Annotated in this window: 20 protein-coding genes; 19 read left to right on the top strand and 1 reads right to left on the bottom strand. The window is 38.8% G+C overall.

Features of this window, described 5'->3' with window-relative positions; all coding sequences use genetic code 11:
- Positions 1-91: 91 nt before the first annotated feature.
- From def to spoVM, 10 genes are all read left to right on the top strand, one after another.
- Positions 92-571 (top strand): peptide deformylase, encoded by a 480-nt coding sequence (gene def, locus V7127_RS06660; RefSeq protein WP_335348366.1) that lies wholly within the window; start codon positions 92-94, stop codon positions 569-571.
- Position 572: 1 nt separating this feature from the next.
- Positions 573-1,523: a methionyl-tRNA formyltransferase gene (gene fmt / locus V7127_RS06655; protein ID WP_335484427.1), complete on the top strand. Its 951-nt coding sequence runs from the start codon at positions 573-575 to the stop codon at positions 1,521-1,523.
- On the top strand, positions 1,520-2,863 hold the full coding sequence (gene rsmB, locus V7127_RS06650) for a 16S rRNA (cytosine(967)-C(5))-methyltransferase RsmB (RefSeq protein WP_335484425.1): 1,344 nt from the start codon (positions 1,520-1,522) through the stop codon (positions 2,861-2,863). The genes fmt and rsmB overlap by 4 nt, the downstream gene beginning before the upstream one ends.
- A 3-nt stretch (positions 2,864-2,866) precedes the next feature.
- Positions 2,867-3,949: a 23S rRNA (adenine(2503)-C(2))-methyltransferase RlmN gene (rlmN, locus tag V7127_RS06645; RefSeq protein WP_335347904.1), complete on the top strand. Its 1,083-nt coding sequence runs from the start codon at positions 2,867-2,869 to the stop codon at positions 3,947-3,949.
- 4 nt (positions 3,950-3,953) lie between these two features.
- Positions 3,954-4,709, top strand: coding sequence for a Stp1/IreP family PP2C-type Ser/Thr phosphatase (locus V7127_RS06640; protein ID WP_335347905.1), 756 nt, complete (start codon positions 3,954-3,956; stop codon positions 4,707-4,709).
- Positions 4,706-6,658 carry a Stk1 family PASTA domain-containing Ser/Thr kinase gene (gene pknB / locus V7127_RS06635; RefSeq protein ID WP_335484422.1) on the top strand — a complete coding sequence of 651 codons (1,953 nt, stop codon included), beginning with the start codon at positions 4,706-4,708 and terminating at the stop codon, positions 6,656-6,658. Before V7127_RS06640 ends, pknB begins: the two co-directional genes overlap by 4 nt.
- Before the next feature lie 57 nt (positions 6,659-6,715).
- Positions 6,716-7,597 (top strand): ribosome small subunit-dependent GTPase A, encoded by an 882-nt coding sequence (rsgA, locus tag V7127_RS06630; RefSeq protein ID WP_335484420.1) that lies wholly within the window; start codon positions 6,716-6,718, stop codon positions 7,595-7,597.
- A 2-nt stretch (positions 7,598-7,599) separates the two neighbouring features.
- Complete coding sequence (gene rpe, locus V7127_RS06625; protein ID WP_335347908.1) at positions 7,600-8,256, top strand: ribulose-phosphate 3-epimerase; 657 nt, start codon at positions 7,600-7,602, stop codon at positions 8,254-8,256.
- A 333-nt stretch (positions 8,257-8,589) separates the two neighbouring features.
- A complete protein-coding gene (locus tag V7127_RS06620; protein ID WP_335484467.1) occupies positions 8,590-9,237 on the top strand; it encodes a thiamine diphosphokinase in 648 nt (215 codons plus the stop codon).
- 97 nt (positions 9,238-9,334) lie between these two features.
- Positions 9,335-9,415, top strand: a complete 81-nt coding sequence (gene spoVM / locus V7127_RS06615; RefSeq protein ID WP_066289202.1) for a stage V sporulation protein SpoVM — start codon at positions 9,335-9,337, stop codon at positions 9,413-9,415.
- Between the two features lie 88 nt (positions 9,416-9,503).
- Here the strand turns inward: spoVM and rpmB are convergent, their stop codons facing one another.
- Entirely contained in the window at positions 9,504-9,692 is a 189-nt protein-coding gene (gene rpmB / locus V7127_RS06610) for a 50S ribosomal protein L28 (protein ID WP_335347910.1), read from the bottom strand.
- Positions 9,693-9,987: 295 nt separating this feature from the next.
- On the opposite strand from rpmB, the gene V7127_RS06605 reads away from it, so the two are divergent.
- The 9 genes from V7127_RS06605 to V7127_RS06565 all read left to right on the top strand — a co-directional run.
- Positions 9,988-10,350, top strand: a complete 363-nt coding sequence (locus V7127_RS06605) for an Asp23/Gls24 family envelope stress response protein (protein ID WP_335353347.1) — start codon at positions 9,988-9,990, stop codon at positions 10,348-10,350.
- A gap of 16 nt (positions 10,351-10,366) precedes the next feature.
- The gene (locus tag V7127_RS06600; protein WP_335484418.1) at positions 10,367-12,043 is read left to right on the top strand and encodes a DAK2 domain-containing protein; all 1,677 of its coding nucleotides are present in this window, start codon (positions 10,367-10,369) and stop codon (positions 12,041-12,043) included.
- Between the two features lie 179 nt (positions 12,044-12,222).
- Complete coding sequence (gene recG / locus V7127_RS06595) at positions 12,223-14,271, top strand: ATP-dependent DNA helicase RecG (protein WP_335484465.1); 2,049 nt, start codon at positions 12,223-12,225, stop codon at positions 14,269-14,271.
- A gap of 133 nt (positions 14,272-14,404) precedes the next feature.
- Positions 14,405-15,007 (top strand): transcription factor FapR, encoded by a 603-nt coding sequence (gene fapR / locus V7127_RS06590; RefSeq protein ID WP_335344380.1) that lies wholly within the window; start codon positions 14,405-14,407, stop codon positions 15,005-15,007.
- Complete coding sequence (gene plsX / locus V7127_RS06585; protein ID WP_335484416.1) at positions 14,991-15,983, top strand: phosphate acyltransferase PlsX; 993 nt, start codon at positions 14,991-14,993, stop codon at positions 15,981-15,983. Before fapR ends, plsX begins: the two co-directional genes overlap by 17 nt.
- Before the next feature lie 26 nt (positions 15,984-16,009).
- Positions 16,010-16,957, top strand: a complete 948-nt coding sequence (gene fabD / locus V7127_RS06580) for an ACP S-malonyltransferase (RefSeq protein WP_335484414.1) — start codon at positions 16,010-16,012, stop codon at positions 16,955-16,957.
- Entirely contained in the window at positions 16,954-17,697 is a 744-nt protein-coding gene (gene fabG / locus V7127_RS06575; protein ID WP_335484412.1) for a 3-oxoacyl-[acyl-carrier-protein] reductase, read from the top strand. Before fabD ends, fabG begins: the two co-directional genes overlap by 4 nt.
- Before the next feature lie 112 nt (positions 17,698-17,809).
- Entirely contained in the window at positions 17,810-18,043 is a 234-nt protein-coding gene (locus V7127_RS06570; RefSeq protein ID WP_335344376.1) for an acyl carrier protein, read from the top strand.
- Positions 18,044-18,490: 447 nt separating this feature from the next.
- Positions 18,491-18,849: ribonuclease III family protein (locus tag V7127_RS06565; RefSeq protein ID WP_335484463.1), on the top strand; the 359-nt coding region annotated here is incomplete at its 3' end.

Below are 18,849 nucleotides of genomic sequence, written 5' to 3'. Positions count from 1 at the left end.
AAAATTGGCGAAAAGATTTAGATAAATTTAGTTATGAATCATGTAAAAATAGTTGAAAATAGGTAAATAAGAAGACATTGGAGGAACTAGATTGTCAGTCAGAAAAATCGTCACTTATCCTTCTGAAATATTAGAGGTACAGTGTAAACCAGTTAAGTTTTTTGATAAAAAACTCGTAAAAATATTAAATGACATGTATGATACGATGATTGAATTTGACGGAGTTGGACTAGCTGCCCCACAAATTGGTCTTGATCAGCAAATTGCGATTGTTGATATTGATGATGATAGCGGCACAATCGAAATGATCAATCCGGAAATACTAGAAATAAAAGGAGAACAGATTGGGCCAGAAGGCTGCTTGAGTTTTCCAGGGTTATATGGAGAAGTAAATAGACCTGCCTATGTGAAAATCAAAGCACAAGATCGGAAAGGGAAATTTTATACACTTGAAGCAGAAGATTTCTTGGCGAGAGCGATTTTACACGAAATTGATCATCTTCAAGGAATTTTATTTACTTCCAAAGTAATTAGATACCTTGAAGAATCTGAGCTGGAAGGAGCGGAGTAATATGACAAAAATTGTTTTTATGGGAACACCAGATTTCTCTGTTCCTGTCCTGCAGCAAATTATAAAAGACGGGTTTGAGGTTATAGGAGTTGTTACACAGCCTGACCGTCCTGTAGGGAGAAAAAGGGTATTAACACCCCCACCAGTAAAGGTAGAGGCAGAAAAACATGGAATCCCTGTTTATCAGCCGGAAAAAATCAGAGAAAAAGCTGAGCTAGACAAAATCTTAGCATTGAATCCTGATTTAATTGTAACTGCCGCTTTTGGGCAAATTTTACCTAAGGAGTTATTAGACGCTCCTAAATTCGGATGTATTAATGTTCATGCATCTTTGCTTCCAGAATTAAGAGGAGGTGCACCTATCCACTATTCTATTATTCAAGGGAAGAAAAAGACAGGCATTACAATAATGTATATGGCCGAAAAGCTTGATGCCGGGGATATATTAACCCAGGTAGAGGTGCCAATTACGGATACTGATACAGTTGGTACGCTGCACGATAAGCTTAGTGTGGCAGGTTCTGATCTTTTATCCGACACTTTGCCTAAGCTGATCAAAGGGGAATTACAGCCTATCCCTCAAAATGACGCTAATGCTACCTTCGCTTCAAATATAAAAAGAGAGCAGGAAAAAATTGATTGGACAAAAACAGGTGAGGAAATTTATAACCATATACGCGGGTTAAATCCTTGGCCTGTTGCTTACACCACATTAAACGATGCTGTCATAAAAGTTTGGTGGGCTGAAAAGGTTCATGGGGATTCAAATCAGCCACCAGGGACCATTATAAGATATAAGGATCATGATCTAGTTATTGCAACTGGTAATGAGACCGCCATTAAAATTATCGAACTTCAGCCAGCAGGAAAGAAAAAAATGACTGCGGAGCAATTTTTACGAGGTGCTGGGTCACAAGTCACGACTGGTGATCGTTTAGGAGTTGAACAATGAAAAAGAAAAACGTCCGCGAAACCGCAATGGACTTGTTAGAGACTATTGAAAAAAATCAGTCTTACAGCAATTTGCTTCTAAATAATTTTATTAACAAGAACCAAATTAGCTCAAAGGATATTGGCTTGCTAACCGAATTGACCTACGGTACTTTGCAGAGAAGAATGAGTCTTGATTTCTTTTTAAAGCCCTTTCTTAAAGGTAATAAAAAGGTTGAGAGCTGGGTAGTTCAATTACTGCGACTTACTTTATATCAAATGATTTATTTAGATAAGATTCCGGACCGGGCAGCGATCTTTGAAGCAGTTGAAATTGCAAAAAATCGTGGCCATAAAGGAATTTCTGGAATGGTTAATGGAATTCTTCGCAATATTCAAAGGTCGGGCTTGCCTTCCTTAGAAACAATCGAGGATCCGATTGAAAGACTTTCTATCGAAACAAGTCACCCATATTGGCTTGTGAATAGATGGGTAGATCAGCTAGGTTATGAAAAGACAAAAGAAATGTGTGAACTTAATTTAACAGCTCCATTACAAACGGCAAGGGTCAATCTAACTAGAACGACAGTAGAAGATTGCATCAAGCTACTAGAACAAGAAGGGTATCAGATTGAACAAAGCCCTGTAATTCCTGAAGCTATCAAATGTTACCGCGGTAACATTGCTCATTCACAAATCTTTAAGGATGGGCTGATCACGATTCAAGATGAAAGTTCGATGCTTGCTGCATATGCATTAGGTATTTCTGAAAATGAACGGATATTGGATGCGTGTGCGGCTCCCGGAGGAAAATCTACTCATATAGCAGAGAGGCTTTCTAACACTGGTCAAGTTATTTCTCTTGATTTACATGATCATAAAGTAAGATTAATTCAGGAAAATGCAACAAGACTTAAATTAACCAATATAACGGCAACTTCCCTTGACAGCAGAAAGGTTCAAGGTCATTTTGAACAAGCATCTTTTGATCAAATATTATTAGATGCCCCTTGCTCAGGTCTAGGGGTGATGAGAAGAAAGCCCGATATGAAGTATACGAAAAAAGAAGAAGATATTTTCCAATTGGCAGCCGTGCAAAAAAACTTATTAGCTGCCGTTTCTCCTTTATTGAAAAAAGGTGGTAATCTAGTTTATAGTACTTGTACGGTTGATCTTGAAGAGAATGAGAAAGTTGTTGAAGCTTTTTTAAATGAAAACGAAGAATTTGAAGGTGATCTATCGATGAAGGAACGGATGCCTGAGGCCATACGACCATTTGTAAATGGGTATCAGCTTCAAATTTTACCGCAACATATTGGATCTGATGGCTTTTATATAGCCTGTCTAAGAAAGAAGGTATAATGAATGGAACAAGCAACTGAGAAAAAAGTAACAACTGAACAAAAACCGTCCATTTATTCTTTACAGCTGCATGAGTTAAAAGCCTGGCTAGCAGAAATGAATGAAAAGACGTTTCGTGCCGATCAAATTTTTGATTGGCTCTATACGAAAAGAATTTTAAGCTTTGAGGATATGTCCAATTTATCTAAAGGATTACGGGATAAGCTATCTAATTCCTTTACATTAACGACATTGAAAACCATTATTCAACAGCAATCCTCAGACGGGACGATTAAATTTTTATTTGAACTTCATGATGGGTATTCGATTGAGACCGTTCTTATGAGGCATGAATACGGCAATTCTGTTTGTGTAACAACCCAGGTAGGCTGCAGAATTGGCTGTACATTCTGTGCATCCACTCTAGGGGGATTAAAGCGGAACCTAGAAGCAGGAGAAATCGTTGCTCAAGTCGTAAAAGTACAGCAGGCATTAGATGAAACAGAGGAAAGAGTTAGTTCAATCGTTATAATGGGGATTGGCGAGCCCTTTGATAATTATGATCAAATGCTCTCCTTCTTAAAAATTGTTAATCATGATAAAGGGCTAAATATCGGGGCCCGCCATATTACTGTATCAACAAGTGGAATCATTCCGAAGATTTATCAATTTGCCGACGAAAATCTGCAAATCAATTTCGCACTATCTCTCCATGCACCAAACTCAGAACTTAGAAGCCGACTAATGCCTATTAATCGTGCATATAAGTTGCCAGATTTAATGGAAGCCATCCGTTATTATGTAAATAAAACCGGAAGACGTGTCAGCTTTGAGTACGGTTTATTCGGTGGAGTAAATGACCAGGTGGAGCATGCAGAGGAATTAGCAAGATTAGTAAAAGGAATTAAATGCCATATTAACTTAATTCCAGTTAATTATGTTCCTGAACGGGATTATGTCAGAACACCGAAGGAACAAATTTTTAAATTTGAAAAGACATTAAAAAATCATGGTGTAAATGTAACGATTCGCAGAGAGCAAGGTCATGATATTGATGCAGCATGTGGACAACTTCGTGCGAAGGAGCGAAAAGAGGAGACGAGGTGACAAGATGAAAGCTGTTTTTAAGACAGACCGAGGCAGAATTCGTCAGCATAATGAGGATAATGGTGGAATATTTTTAAACCGCAGCGGCCAGCGCCTTGCCATTGTAGCAGATGGCATGGGCGGTCATCGTGCGGGAGATGTTGCAAGTGAAATGGCTTTAACGAATTTGCAGAAGCTATGGGGAGAAACAGAATCGATCAGGACAGCAGATGAAGCGGAAGAATGGTTAAGGATCAGTATTGAAAAGGGCAATACTGTCCTCTTCGAACATTCAAGAAATACTAAAGAATGTGAAGGGATGGGGACAACGCTTGTTGCCGCCATTTGTACAAAACATTTTGCTACCATTGCTAATATTGGGGATAGCCGTTGCTATATTCTAAATGAAAATGGTTTTCAGCAGCTAACAGACGACCATTCACTCGTAAATGAATTAGTCCGTTCTGGACAAATTTCAAAAGAGGATGCAGAGCATCACCCGATGAAAAATGTTGTATTAAGAGCGCTTGGAACAGAAGAAACTGTAGATATGGATTTTAAGACAATCATTTTTGAGGAGGATGACCTTTTGCTTTTATGCTCAGACGGTCTCTCCAATAAGGTGACGGAGAAAGAAATGATTCATATACTTACGGATAGTCAAGGATTGGAAGAAAAGGCTGCTGCTCTTATTGATTTAGCTAATAATCATGGCGGCGAGGATAATATTACATTGGCCATTGTTGAATTTTTTGATAATGAGTCTGGTGAACGTCTATGATGATTGGAAAAAGAATTAGCGGAAGGTATAAGATTCTTGAGGTCATCGGCGGAGGCGGTATGGCTAATGTATATTTAGCTCATGATATGATTCTTGACCGTGATGTGGCAGTTAAGATGCTTCGCCTTGATTTTGCTAATGATGAGGAGTTCATTCGTCGTTTTCACCGAGAAGCTCAATCGGCAACAAGTCTTGCTCACCCTAATATCGTTAGTATCTTCGATGTCGGTGAAGAGGATTCTCTTTATTATATTGTCATGGAATATGTCGATGGACAAACATTGAAACAATACATACTGCAAAACAGTCCTGTCCGTGTTGAAAAAGTAATTGAGATTATGAAGCAGCTGACCTCTGCCATTGCTCATGCTCATCAAAATCATATTATACATCGAGATATTAAACCTCATAATATATTAATAGACCAGTACGGAAATGTAAAAATTACAGATTTCGGCATCGCTATGGCTTTAAGTGCGACAAGCATAACCCAGACGAATTCAGTTCTTGGGTCTGTTCATTATTTATCGCCCGAACAAGCAAGAGGCGGGATGGCAAACCAGAAGTCTGATATTTATTCTCTTGGAATTGTGATGTTTGAGTTGCTGACGGGAAGGCTGCCATTTTCGGGTGAGTCAGCTGTTTCCATTGCTTTAAAGCATTTGCAATCTGAAACACCTTCATTAAGGAGATGGAATCCATCCATACCGCAAAGCCTTGAAAACATTGTATTAAAAGCAACGGCAAAAGATCCATTTCATCGCTATGAAAGTGCGGAAGAAATGGAGGACGATTTAAGCTCAAGCCTTGATCCGGATCGAATAGATGAGGCAATTTTTATGATCCCGGTCGATAATGATGCAACAAAGGCTATTCCTATTATTACAGATGAGCATTCTTTTCCGGCTAGAGATGAGACAGTTGTTCACGGGAAAGCCGTTCACCAAGTCGAGGAAGCAAAACCGAAAAAGGAAAAGAAAAAGAGAAAGAAATGGCCAGCCATACTAGTCTCTACTTTTATTGGCTTAATTATTTTAGGAATTTTAATTGTTTTTGTTCTTCCCGGTTTATTTGCACCAAAGGAAGTTATCGTTCCTGACTTAACTGGCAAAGAAATTGATAAAGCAATTGAAGAGCTGGAAGCAGCAGGATTTCACGTAAATGAACCAATTCGGATCAACGATGAGGAATGGGATGAAGGACTTGTCATTAGGACTGAACCTAAAGCAGAAAGAACAGTAAAAGAAGGATCAAACATTGATATTTATGAAAGCTTAGGCAAGGAAAAATTTGAACTGGCAGATTATACAGATCACTCCTATGATGAAGTTGTTAGATTATTAGGTACAGAAAACTTTAAATTTATTGGTAAAAAGGAAGTATATGACGAGAAAATTCCTTCTGGGACGATAATTGAACAGAGCATTCAAAAAGGTGAGCCAGTCGTTCCAGAGGAAACAGAATTAGAATTTACCGTAAGTAAGGGACCAACTCCAATAACATTAAAAGATTTAAAAGGGTACAATAAAAAAGGGCTACAAGAGTATGAGGCAGCTACAGGGTTAATAATTGAAACAACAGAGGCGTACTCAAATGAGGTGCAGGAAGGAAATGTTATCTCACAAGATCCTCTTTCAGGCACCGAGTTATCAAAAGGGAAGAAAGTGAAGGTCGTTATTTCTAAAGGCAAAGAGGAAATTCCGCCAAAAATAGTTCTTAGAGATATCATTGTTCCATATGAGCCGTCTGAGGATGGCCAGCCACAAGAAGTTCAAATTTATATTGATGACATGTTGAGGGATTTGAATGAACCGGCTTTTACGGAGTACATTACAGAAACTAGGACATTTACAATCGAATTTACGATTGCTGCTGGACAACAAGCAGTTTACCAAGTAAGAAGAGACAATGAGTTAATTGATCAGAAATACGTGCCATTTTCAGAATAATGTTAATGGTGCTCCCCAAGCTAATGTTAAATAAACTTAAGAGTAAGGAGTGTTGCTATGCCTGAGGGCAAAATTATTAAGGCATTAAGCGGTTTTTATTATGTAATAAGTGATAATGAAACTGTCCAATGCCGCGGACGGGGAGTATTTCGGAAGAATAAGGTGACTCCTCTTGTCGGTGATGAGGTCGTTTTTCAAGCTGAAAATGATAAAGAAGGCTATATATTAGAAGTAAAAGAGCGGAAAAATGAGCTTGTCAGGCCACCTATCGCTAATGTAGATCAAGCAATTCTTGTTTTTTCAGCAGTTGAACCAAGCTTTAGTACATCACTGCTAGACCGGTTTCTTGTTTTAGTAGAGTTTAATCATATTAAACCGATTATTTGTATTACAAAAATGGATTTAACAGATGATGAACAATACGAAGAAATCCAATCCTATGCCAATGATTATCGAAAAGCGGGCTATCAAGTTTTATTAACTTCCTCTGAAACAGAGGAAGGGATTAAAGAATTATCTCCATTTTTGGATGGAGAAATCTCCGTTTTTGCCGGGCAGTCAGGGGTTGGAAAATCCTCCTTGCTAAATGTTTTAAGACCAGATCTTGAATTAAAGACAAATGATATTTCAACCCATTTAGGCAGGGGGAAACATACTACTAGACATGTTGAATTAATAAAGGTGGGTAACGGGCTAGTTGCCGACACTCCAGGATTTAGTTCTTTGGAGTTTACCGATATTGAGTTGGATGATGTAAACTTCTGTTTTCCTGAAATTCAGCAGTATAGTGAGGATTGTAAATTCAGAGGATGTCTTCACTTAGCAGAACCAAAATGCGCGGTGAAAATAGCGGTAGACAATCATGAAATTCCACTTTATCGATATGAACACTACAAAACATTTTTACAGGAAATTAAAGAGAGAAAGCCGAGGTACTAATTATGGTGAAAGTTGCACCATCGATATTATCAGCTGATTTTGCCAAACTTGGGGAAGAAATAAAAGATGTAGAAAAAGGGGGAGCAGATTATATCCATGTGGATGTAATGGATGGACACTTTGTTCCAAATATTACGATTGGTCCGCTTATCGTTGAAGCGATAAGACCGGTTACAAAGCTGCCTTTAGACGTCCATTTGATGATTGAAAATCCTGATCAATATATTGAGGCATTTGCGAAAGCGGGAGCGGATTATATTACCGTCCATGTGGAAGCATGCCGACATCTCCATCGGACTATACATTTTATTAAGTCCTTGGGAGTAAAGGCTGGTGTTGTATTAAATCCAGCAACACCGGTAAATACGATTGAGCACATCATCGAGGATGTTGATATGGTCTTGCTTATGACAGTTAACCCTGGCTTTGGCGGTCAAAAATTCATTTCATCTGTTCTTCCAAAAATTACAGAAGTCAAAAGGATGGCAGACGAAAAAGGATTAAACATTGAAATTGAAGTAGATGGCGGAGTAAATGAAGAAACGGCAAAGCTATGTATTGAGGCAGGTGCTAATGTTTTAGTTGCAGGTTCCGCTGTATACAGTCAAAAGGATCGAGCCAAAGCAATTGCAGCAATAAAAGGCAATATGATTCACTAAATTTTCAAGGCTGACTCGAGGGAACAACTCCATTATGGGGTTTTCCCCATAATATGAGTCAGCCTTTTTTCCAATAGCGAGAAAGTGTAAGTTTACACGACTTTGAGAACAGTCTAGCTCCAGCGCCTACCCTCGACGTACAGGACGTACTAGTGTCGACAATGCGACAGGATAAGGAAGTCTTCGACAGCAATATATCGCACGACCAAAAGTAGAGCTTTTGGGAGGACGCCGCGTTTTTGTTGACCTCAAGGTCACAAGCCAATCCTGAAAGGNNTGTGCTTGTCGGGGGTGACCGAGGCGCTTGCGCTTTTTATAATGGAGATGGTAAAAGTGATTATTAATATACTTGCGGGTGGTCCGGTAACCCTGCTGCCAAATTTGAGTATTTACAAGCAAGAAGGGGATATTTGGGTAGGAGTTGATAGAGGCGTCTTACCCCTTCTCTCATTCGAGATACATCCATCGATCGCTTTTGGGGATTTTGATTCGGTTTCAGATGAGGAAATGGCCATGATTGAGGAGCATATTGCAGACTTGAAACGTTACCTGCCTGAGAAAGATGAAACGGATATGGAATTAGCATTAAACTGGGCAATCAAACAGAAGCCCGAATTAATTCGCATATTTGGGGCAACGGGCGGAAGATTAGACCACTTTTTAGCTAATATACAGCTTCTTGTTAAACCATTACTTCAAGATGAAGATACTCAAATCGAAATTATTGACCAAAGTAATATCATCTATATTAAAGGACCGGGAAATCATGAAATCAGGAGAAACCTTCAGTTTAAATATGTTTCTTTTATCCCTCTAACTATGGAAATTACCGGTCTGACCTTAAAAGGATTTAAGTATCCATTAAAGGATCAGCATATTCCTATGGGGTCCACGCTATGTATTAGTAATGAACTTATTAACGATATTGGGAATTTTTTATTTTCAAAAGGCATAATAATGGTTGTAAGAAGTAAAGATTAAGTTCCCAAATTATTAGTACTTATCATATTTATTTGAATAAGATGATAATGGCGAAGGATAAGATGGATGTGTGAGATCGTGAGGAGGGACACGTGATATGAGATTTTATACAATTAAACTGCCTAGATTTTTAGGCGGTATCGTACGCGCAATGTTAGGAACCTTTAAGAAAAATTGAAGCGAGTCGAGCAAGAAAACGAAGCACCTGTCAAGGGTGCTTTATTTATTGCATTTAAAAAAGACATCCAAATGGATGTCTTTTCATATTATACGCGTTCTACTTTACCAGATTTAAGCGCTCTTGTAGATACCCAAACACGCTTTGGTTTACCGTCTACAAGGATACGTACTTTTTGAAGGTTTGCACCCCAAGTACGCTTGTTAGCGTTCATTGCATGGGAACGTGCATTACCTGTTGTTGTTTTTCTACCAGTGACTACACATTTACGTGGCATATTATTTCCCTCCTTACACATAAGCTGAAGCTATTTTTCATGCTTTCATTGCTATGTTAGATGACCATTTTGATTTAATGTCTCGAAATTAATAAATTTGTAGACATTAAAAGATACTTTAATAATTTATCATACAACCCTTTATATTGCAATAGGTGTCTTTCAAGAAAAAATCCTTGACATACACTATAGAGCGGTAAGTTATAATAAGGAGGCTAGAGTCTAGCTTTCAAAATGACAAAGTATATAGTAAAATGATTTTAGCCAAGGAGTATTTTCCAAAGGGGGAAGTAAGATGTCCATCGAACTTAATACGAAATTCGGTCAAATTGATATTTCGAATGAAGTAATTGCAACAATTGCAGGTGGGGCTGCAGTTGATTGTTATGGAATTGTAGGAATGGCCTCCAAAAATCAGCTAAAGGACGGACTAACTGATATTTTGCGTAAAGAAAATTTTACACGTGGAGTTATTGTTAGACAGGATGAAGACGAAGTACATATTGATATGTATATTATAGTTAGTTATGGAACGAAAATTTCCGAGATTGCTCACAACGTGCAATCAAAGGTTAAATACATCCTAGATAAAACAGTTGGACTTAGCACGGACTCGGTTAATATTTACGTTCAAGGAGTTCGCGTGACGAACTCGTAGTGAGGAGGAAAGACTTGTGTCAATTAAAGCACTAGATGGAAAACGTTTCGCAGATATGGTCATAACGGGAGCCAAACACTTATCCGCAAATGCCCAATATGTTGATTCACTTAACGTTTTCCCAGTTCCTGATGGTGATACTGGAACAAATATGAATTTGTCCTTAACATCAGGAGCGAAAGAAGTAAAGAATAATATTCAAGACCATATTGGTAAGGTTGGTTCAGCACTTTCTAAAGGATTGCTTATGGGTGCACGCGGGAACTCAGGGGTTATTCTATCCCAGCTTTTCCGAGGATTTTCTAAAGCCATTGAGCATAAGGCTGAAATTAATAGCAAAGAATTTGCTGATGCACTTCTAAGTGGAGTAGAAACGGCATATAAAGCAGTTATGAAGCCTGTTGAAGGAACCATTTTGACAGTAGCAAAAGACTCAGCAAAAAAAGCAGTGCAAGCAGCCAAAAACGAAAATGACCTTATTGCCTTAATGGAAGAAGTCATCAAAGAGGCAAAGGCATCTCTCAGCCGCACTCCAGACTTGCTGCCCGTCTTGAAAGAAGTAGGGGTAGTTGATAGCGGAGGTCAAGGGCTTGTCTTTGTTTATGAAGGATTCCTGGCTCAATTAAAGGGTGAAGAACTTCCTGACAGTCCGTCAGCATTTCCAAAAATGGAAGATTTGGTTAGCGCAGAGCATCACAAAAACATACATAGCTTTATGAATACAGAAGATATTGAATTTGGTTATTGCACCGAATTTATGGTCAAATTTGAATCAGAGAAGCTTACGAAAAGTCCATTCTCGGAAGAAGTGTTTAGAACGGACTTAAGTAAATTTGGAGATTCTTTATTAGTTATAGCAGATGATGAGCTTGTTAAGGTTCATATTCACTCAGAACAGCCTGGGGAATGTTTATCCTATGGGCAGCGTTATGGAAGCCTTATCAATATGAAAATCGAAAATATGCGCCAGCAACATACCAACTTAGTTGAAGGGGCTCAAACTCAAGCAAGCTCTGCACCTGTATCGAAAGAATTAAAGGAATACGGAATTGTTACTGTCTCAATGGGACAGGGCATTGCTGACCTATTCCGCAGTATTGGCGCCCATGCAGTTATAGAAGGCGGCCAGACGATGAACCCGAGTACAGAAGACATTGTGAAGGCGATTGAAGAGGTCCATGCCAAAAAGGTCATTATCCTTCCTAATAATAAAAATATTATTATGGCGGCTGAGCAGGCTGCGGAAGTCGCAGAACAAGAGGTTATTGTCATTCCGACAAAGACAGTTCCACAAGGGATGTCAGCATTGCTTGCTTTCAATCTAAGCGCTGATTTAGTCCGAAATAAGGACGGAATGACAGAAGCACTTCAACATGTAAAAACGGGACAGATTACATTTGCTGTAAGAGACACAAGCATTGAAGGTCTTGAAATTGAAAAGGATGACTTCATGGGCATCGCCGAAGGGAAAATCCTAGTCAAAAATAAAGATAAAGTCCAGGCAGCAAAAGATCTACTTACTAGCATGCTTGATGAGGATTCGGAGATCTTAACAATCCTTAAAGGTGAGGATGCTTCTGATGAAGATGTGGAAGCCATCGTCAGTTTTGTAGAAGAAGAGTTTGAAGAGGTTGAAATTGAAATACATGATGGAAAACAGCCGCTATATGCATTTATTTTTGCAATTGAATAATGAGAAATGATAACGAAAGCGCCTTCTTTGTTATTGAAGGAGTTATCTGTTGATCTTACACACAGAAAAGAAGGGGCCTCCCCTTCTTTTTTGGCTAAATAAAGTTAGGAATGACTCATTTATTGATGAAATAGATTCGGAAGCTGGAGGTGAGATCTTTGTCTAATCATCATAAAGTATTGAAGCCAAATATGACTCTTCCAGTTACGGCCGTTAAAGGGATTGGAGAAGAAACCGCAGCAGCATTAGGAGAAATGAATATAAAAACCGTAAAGGATTTACTAGAGTACTTTCCATACCGCTATGAAGATTACCGTCAGAAGGATTTGGCAGAGGTTAAGCATGAAGATAGAGTGACTGTGATCGGCAAGGTACATAGCGAGCCCTCTCTTGTCTATTATGGAAGAAAGCGTTCAAGATTAACGTTAAGAATATTAATAGGAAACTATCTAATACAGACAGTGTTATTTAATCAGCCATATGTGAAAAACAAAATCTCCATTAATGATACAGTCACGGTTACGGGAAAATGGGACCAGCATCGTCAAACGATTACAGCAAGTGAATTGCATGTTGGTTCTGTCATAAAAAGTAAAGATTTTGAGCCTGTTTACGCTGTAAAGGGGAAAGTAACGGTTAAAGGGTTAAGACGCTTTATCAGTCTTGCTTTTTCTCAATTTGGAACAGATATCGAAGAAACATTACCTGAAATATATTTAGTTAAATACAAGCTAATGAATAGAAGAACTGCGCTAAACATGATGCATTTTCCTGCTGATCAAAATGATTTAAAGCAGGCAAGAAGAAGATTTGTTTATGAAGAGTTTTTTTATTTTCAATTAAAAATGCAGGCATTAAGAAAAATTGATAGAGAAAAGTCAAATGGCATCAGTCAACTTTATCAACTTGAAAATCTTAAGTCATTTATTCAATCATTGCCATTTTCCATTACAAATGCACAAAAAAGAGTTGTCAATGAAATTCTTTCTGATATGAAGTCGTCATTTAGAATGAACCGGTTGTTGCAGGGAGATGTGGGGTCTGGAAAGACAGCGGTTGCGGCGATTGCTCTTTATGCGTCTAGAACGGCAGGCTTTCAAGGTGCGTTAATGGTCCCAACAGAAATATTGGCGGAACAGCATGCTGAATCACTGAAACAAATGCTTGATCCCTTTCAGATAAAGTGTGAGCTGCTGACAAGCTCGGTAAAGGGAAAGAGACGCCGTGAAATACTGCAGCTTCTTAAGGAAGGGGCCATTGATGTTCTGATAGGGACGCATGCTTTAATACAAGATGAGGTTGAATTTCAAAAACTAGGCCTTGTTATAACAGATGAACAGCATCGATTTGGTGTTGAACAGCGAAGAGTATTGAGGGAGAAGGGGGAGAACCCAGATGTTTTATTTATGACAGCGACCCCTATTCCTCGAACATTAGCCATTACTGTTTTTGGAGAAATGGATGTATCCATTATTGATGAAATGCCGGCAGGGAGAAAAGTGATAGAAACGTATTGGGCAAAGCCTTCTATGCTTGAGAGAGTATTGGGCTTTGTTGAAAAGGAGCTTCATGCTGGCCATCAGGCATATGTAATTTGTCCGCTAATCGAGGAATCTGATAAGCTGGACGTTCAGAATGCAATCGATGTACATGCGCAATTAACACACTTTTTTAATGGGCGCTATCAAGTTGGATTAATGCATGGCAGATTACACTCAGATGAAAAAGAAGCAGTAATGAAGGAATTTAGCAATAATGAAGTTCAAGTCCTCGTTTCGACTACGGTAGTTGAAGTGGGCGTGAATGTCCCTAATGCAACGATGATGGTCATTTATGATGCGGAACGATTTGGTTTGTCCCAGCTGCATCAGTTAAGAGGAAGGGTCGGGCGTGGCAGCGATCAATCTTTTTGTATTCTTCTGGCCGATCCGAAGTCAGAAACAGGGAAAGAACGAATGAAAATAATGACTGAAACGAATGACGGCTTTCTTCTAAGCGAAAAGGACTTGGAACTAAGAGGGCCTGGTGATTTCTTTGGAAAAAAACAAAGCGGACTCCCTGAATTTAAGGTTGCCGATATGGTGCATGATTACCGAGCTTTAGAGACAGCTAGAGATGATACGGCACAATTAATTCAATCAAATGAATTCTGGACAATGCCAGAGTTTCAATATTTAAGAGCATACTTAAGAGAATCAGGGGTTTTAGAAGGTGAAAAACTTGATTAATAATTGCTTCAAGAAATAAAGTGGTTTCAATAAGCTCTGGTGTGACAGAGCTTATTTCTGCTTGCAATATACTATTCGTGATTATATACTACTATTAGTACCTAGTCTTAATATCTGGGACGGAGTGTAAAAGATGCGAAGAAATAAAAAAGAGCGGCAGGCTTTATTAACGGAAACGATAAAGGAAAATCCTTTTATAACTGACGAAGAACTTGCTGAAAAGTTTTCTGTCAGTGTTCAGACAATCCGGCTGGACAGGCTGGAATTATCCATTCCTGAGCTGCGTGAACGAATAAAGCATGTAGCAGAAAAAAGGTTTGATGATGAAGTCCGATCCTTGCCCATTGAAGAAATTATTGGAGAAATTATTGATATTGAATTAGATAAAACGGCTATTTCAATTTTAGATATTAAAGAAGAACATGTTTTTAGGCGGAACAAAATTGCCCGCGGGCATCATTTATTTGCTCAGGCCAATTCATTGGCAGTAGCAATGATAAATGACGAGCTTGCATTAACGGCTAAAGCAAACATTCAATTTACCCGTTCCGTGAAGCTTAAGGAAAGAGTCATTGCAAAGGCCAAAGTTGTGAGCATCGATTCTGAAAATGGCAGGACAATCGTGGAAGTTGCGAGCTATGTGAATAATGAGTTAGTTTTTAAAGGGGAATTCGATATGTATCGTTCTCACAAAAAAACAAAAAAGGATGAACAACAGCATGAAAATAGCGATTGATGCAATGGGGGGCGATCATGCTCCTAAAGAAATCGTGCTTGGAGCCATGAAAGCTGCTGCTGAATATAAGGATATTGAAATCACCCTTGTTGGGGACGAAACGAAAATTAAAGAATATTTAACGAATCCGGATCGAATTGAAATTTTACATACAAATGAAGTCATCTTAGCAACAGATGAGCCTGTTAGGGCCGTACGCAGAAAAAAGAATGCCTCGATGGTTCTAGCAGCACAGCTCGTTTCTGATGGTAAAGCTGATGCTTGTATCTCAGCTGGAAACACTGGTGCCTTAATGGCGGCAGGACTTTTTGTAGTTGGTCGAATAGAGGGGATAGAAAGACCAGCATTATCCCCAACCTTGCCAACGATTGGCGGAGAGGGATTTTTACTTCTTGATGTAGGAGCTAATGTGGATGCAAAGCCTGAACATCTTTTGCAGTATGCCATAATGGGATCTATCTATTCAGAAAAAGTTCGTGGGATTTCCAATCCAAGGGTTGGCCTCCTTAACATTGGTACAGAAGAAAAAAAGGGAAATGAGCTTACAAAGGATACATATGAATTGCTGCAGAATGCTAATTTGAATTTTATCGGTAATGTGGAGTCGCGGGATTTACTTGAAGGTGCTGCAGACGTTGTAGTAACAGATGGATTTACTGGCAATATGGTACTGAAGACTATTGAAGGAACAGCCCTTTCCGTTTTTAAAATGTTGAAGTCCGCATTGACAAGCAGTTTTAAAAGCAAGCTGGCTGCTGCCGTTCTAAAGCCGGATTTAGTCAAATTGAAATCTAAAATGGACTACTCTGAATACGGCGGTGCGGGTCTATTTGGTTTAAAGGCTCCAGTCATTAAAGCACATGGATCATCAGATGCAAATGCACTATACAATGCTGTGAGACAGACGCGGGAAATGGTTGCACATCATGTATCAGAAACAATCAAGGAAGTTGTCGAAAAGCATAACTCAAAATAATTTTAATAAAGAATAGGAGTGTCTCAATGGGGAAAATTGCATTTCTTTTTCCAGGCCAAGGATCCCAAACTGTAGGAATGGGAAAAACTCTAGCGGATGCTGATCAAACAGTAAAATCATATTTCGATAAAGCAGATGAAAAGTTAAACTTTTCGCTCTCAAAGCTTATTTTTGAAGGGCCGCAGGAAGAGCTGACTTTAACAACAAATGCGCAGCCTGCATTACTTACAACAAGTATAGCTGTCCTGAATTATTTTAAACAATCTGGGATCAAACCGGATTTTGTTGCTGGCCACAGTCTAGGTGAGTATACAGCACTTGTTGCTGCGGGAGCGATTTCTTTTGAGGACGGGGTGTACGCAGTTCGAAAAAGAGGGGAATATATGGAAGAGGCAGTTCCTAATGGTGAAGGCACGATGGCTGCAGTTTTAGGCTTAGACCGAGAAACTCTTCGCACAGTAACAGAGAAGATTACCGATGAAGGTGATTCAGTGCAGCTGGCAAATTTGAACTGTCCTGGACAAATTGTTATTTCCGGATCAAGAAAAGGTGTTGAAATCGCATCAGTGAAGGCAAAGGAAGCCGGTGCAAAACGTGTGATGCCGCTAGTAGTAAGTGGCCCATTCCACTCGGATTTAATGAAGCCAGCTGCAGAAAAGTTTAAAAAAATTCTAGATGAAATAGAAGTAAAGAATGCAGAAATCTCAGTAATAGCAAATGTGACAGCTGATGAAATAACATCTGAAGAGGAAATTAAGGAAAAATTAATAGCTCAGCTTTATTCACCTGTTCTGTGGGAGGATTCAGTTCAAAAGATGATTTCATTAGGTGTAGATACTTTCATTGAAATTGGCCCAGGCAAAGTTTTATCTGGTCTAGTAAAGAAAATCGATAAAAGTGTTCGGATTTTTGCCGTTTCCGATCAAGAGACATGTACAGCAGTTATAGAGTCCTTAAAGGAGGAAATACAATGAAGCTTGAAGGAAAAATAGCTCTAGTAACAGGTGCTTCCCGAGGAATTGGCCGAGAAATAGCTTTGGAATTGGCTAGACAAGGTGCAGATATTGCGGTTAATTACTCAGGCAGTGAAGAAAGAGCTAATCAGGTAGTTGCTGAAATTAAGGAAATGGGCAGAAGTGCCATAGCGGTTCAATGTGATGTTTCCAATAGTGAGTCGGTTGCGAATATGGTAAAGGAAACAATTGACGCTTTTGGAAAACTTGATATTCTTGTTAATAATGCTGGGATTACAAAGGATAATCTTTTGATGAGAATGAAGGAAGACGAGTGGGATGATGTAATTAATATTAATCTTAAAGGTGTCTTCCTATGTACAAAAGCTGTAACAAGACAAATGATGAAGCAAAGAAGCGGGCGAATTATTAATATTTCCTCAATTGTCGGAGTCAGCGGCAATCCTGGTCAAGCAAACTATGTTGCTGCTAAATCCGGTGTAATCGGACTTACAAAAACATCCGCTAAGGAACTCTCTTCTCGTGGTATAACCGTTAATGCTGTTGCCCCTGGATTTATTACAACTGACATGACGGATAAGCTTCAAGAGGAAGTAAAGGAAGCGATGTTAAAGCAAATTCCGTTAGCTCGGTTTGGAGAGCCTTCAGATATTGCTAATGTTGTTGTTTTCCTCGCTTCAGAAGATAGCCGATACATGACAGGTCAGACACTTCATGTTGATGGCGGCATGGTTATGTAGCAACGCGCATACACGGATACATTTTTTTAAGTAAACTATTTAAAATAATAATAAAGTACATTTATTATTTACTTAAAATACACTATAATATCTTGAGGGGAGGTGAACAAGCATGGCAGAAGTATTAGAAAGAGTAACAAAGATTATCGTTGACCGTTTAGGTGTTGAAGAGTCTGAAGTAAAATTAGAAGCTTCATTCAAAGATGATCTTGGCGCTGATTCCCTTGATGTAGTTGAATTAGTAATGGAATTAGAAGATGAGTTCGATATGGAAATCTCTGATGATGACGCTGAAAAAATTGCTACAGTCGGTGACGCTGTAAGTTACATAAGTGCAAAGCAATAAATCATCAGTTTACAAGTAAGCAATACTTTTTCAGTGGGGGTATCTACCCTCACTGTATATCATTTTGTCGTATTTTTTGTCCATTATTACTTGACATTAGATTAGGTAATGGCGGACAGAAAATACGTCTGTCTTTTAAAGCTCCGTTCAATAACGGGGCTTTCTTATGCTTTTTTGCATATTTCATTGTTTTTCAGTAAACTCGTTATTAGTATTGTTTAAATTTATCGCAGATTAACGGGCAGTAAGACTCCCACCTCAAAACTTTAGATGAATCAAAGAAGTTTAAGTGGGAGGTCAACTGCCCGTAAAGGCCCGAATATAGGAACACAGACTAAGAANNGTGGGCCGCAACTAACATTTAGTGGGGGATGTAGGAATCCGCCACTAAATGAAGTTTCACTAAATATTTTCGTTATTTTACTTATAAAGGTGAATCAATTAATTATGCATAATATTGGAAAAGACAAAGATAAAAGGATATTCCGATCTATAGATAAACGTTTTAAAGAATTTCAGAAAAAAATCGGTATTGACTTTGAAAATGAAAAGCTATTAAAACAGGCATTTACACATTCATCGTATGTAAATGAGCACCGCAGAAAGCCAAATGAAGATAATGAGCGGCTTGAGTTTTTAGGTGATGCGGTTCTTGAGTTGACTGTCTCTCAATTTCTGTTTCTAAAATATCCATTGATGAGTGAAGGTGAATTAACTAAATTAAGGGCAGCTATTGTTTGCGAGCCTTCTCTAGTAGCGTTTGCGCATGAACTTTCATTTGGGGAGCTTGTCCTATTGGGCAAGGG

It is taken from the genome of Bacillus sp. JJ1773 (assembly GCF_036962035.1).
Classification (GTDB): domain Bacteria; phylum Bacillota; class Bacilli; order Bacillales; family Cytobacillaceae; genus Cytobacillus.
This window is presented reverse-complemented; position numbering and strand designations above follow the sequence as displayed.

Excerpts from the sequence above, each read along its gene's own strand:
- fmt (WP_335484427.1), top strand. The coding sequence starts at position 573 with ATGACAAAAATTGTTTTTATGGGAACACCAGATTTCTCTGTTCCTGTC.
- rsmB (WP_335484425.1), top strand. The coding sequence starts at position 1,520 with ATGAAAAAGAAAAACGTCCGCGAAACCGCAATGGACTTGTTAGAGACT.
- rlmN (WP_335347904.1), top strand. The coding sequence starts at position 2,867 with ATGGAACAAGCAACTGAGAAAAAAGTAACAACTGAACAAAAACCGTCC.
- V7127_RS06640 (WP_335347905.1), top strand. The coding sequence starts at position 3,954 with ATGAAAGCTGTTTTTAAGACAGACCGAGGCAGAATTCGTCAGCATAAT.
- pknB (WP_335484422.1), top strand. The coding sequence starts at position 4,706 with ATGATGATTGGAAAAAGAATTAGCGGAAGGTATAAGATTCTTGAGGTC.
- rsgA (WP_335484420.1), top strand. The coding sequence starts at position 6,716 with ATGCCTGAGGGCAAAATTATTAAGGCATTAAGCGGTTTTTATTATGTA.
- rpe (WP_335347908.1), top strand. The coding sequence starts at position 7,600 with ATGGTGAAAGTTGCACCATCGATATTATCAGCTGATTTTGCCAAACTT.
- spoVM (WP_066289202.1), top strand. The coding sequence starts at position 9,335 with ATGAGATTTTATACAATTAAACTGCCTAGATTTTTAGGCGGTATCGTA.
- rpmB (WP_335347910.1), bottom strand. The coding sequence starts at position 9,692 with ATGCCACGTAAATGTGTAGTCACTGGTAGAAAAACAACAACAGGTAAT.
- V7127_RS06605 (WP_335353347.1), top strand. The coding sequence starts at position 9,988 with ATGTCCATCGAACTTAATACGAAATTCGGTCAAATTGATATTTCGAAT.
- fapR (WP_335344380.1), top strand. The coding sequence starts at position 14,405 with ATGCGAAGAAATAAAAAAGAGCGGCAGGCTTTATTAACGGAAACGATA.
- plsX (WP_335484416.1), top strand. The coding sequence starts at position 14,991 with ATGAAAATAGCGATTGATGCAATGGGGGGCGATCATGCTCCTAAAGAA.
- fabD (WP_335484414.1), top strand. The coding sequence starts at position 16,010 with ATGGGGAAAATTGCATTTCTTTTTCCAGGCCAAGGATCCCAAACTGTA.
- fabG (WP_335484412.1), top strand. The coding sequence starts at position 16,954 with ATGAAGCTTGAAGGAAAAATAGCTCTAGTAACAGGTGCTTCCCGAGGA.
- V7127_RS06570 (WP_335344376.1), top strand. The coding sequence starts at position 17,810 with ATGGCAGAAGTATTAGAAAGAGTAACAAAGATTATCGTTGACCGTTTA.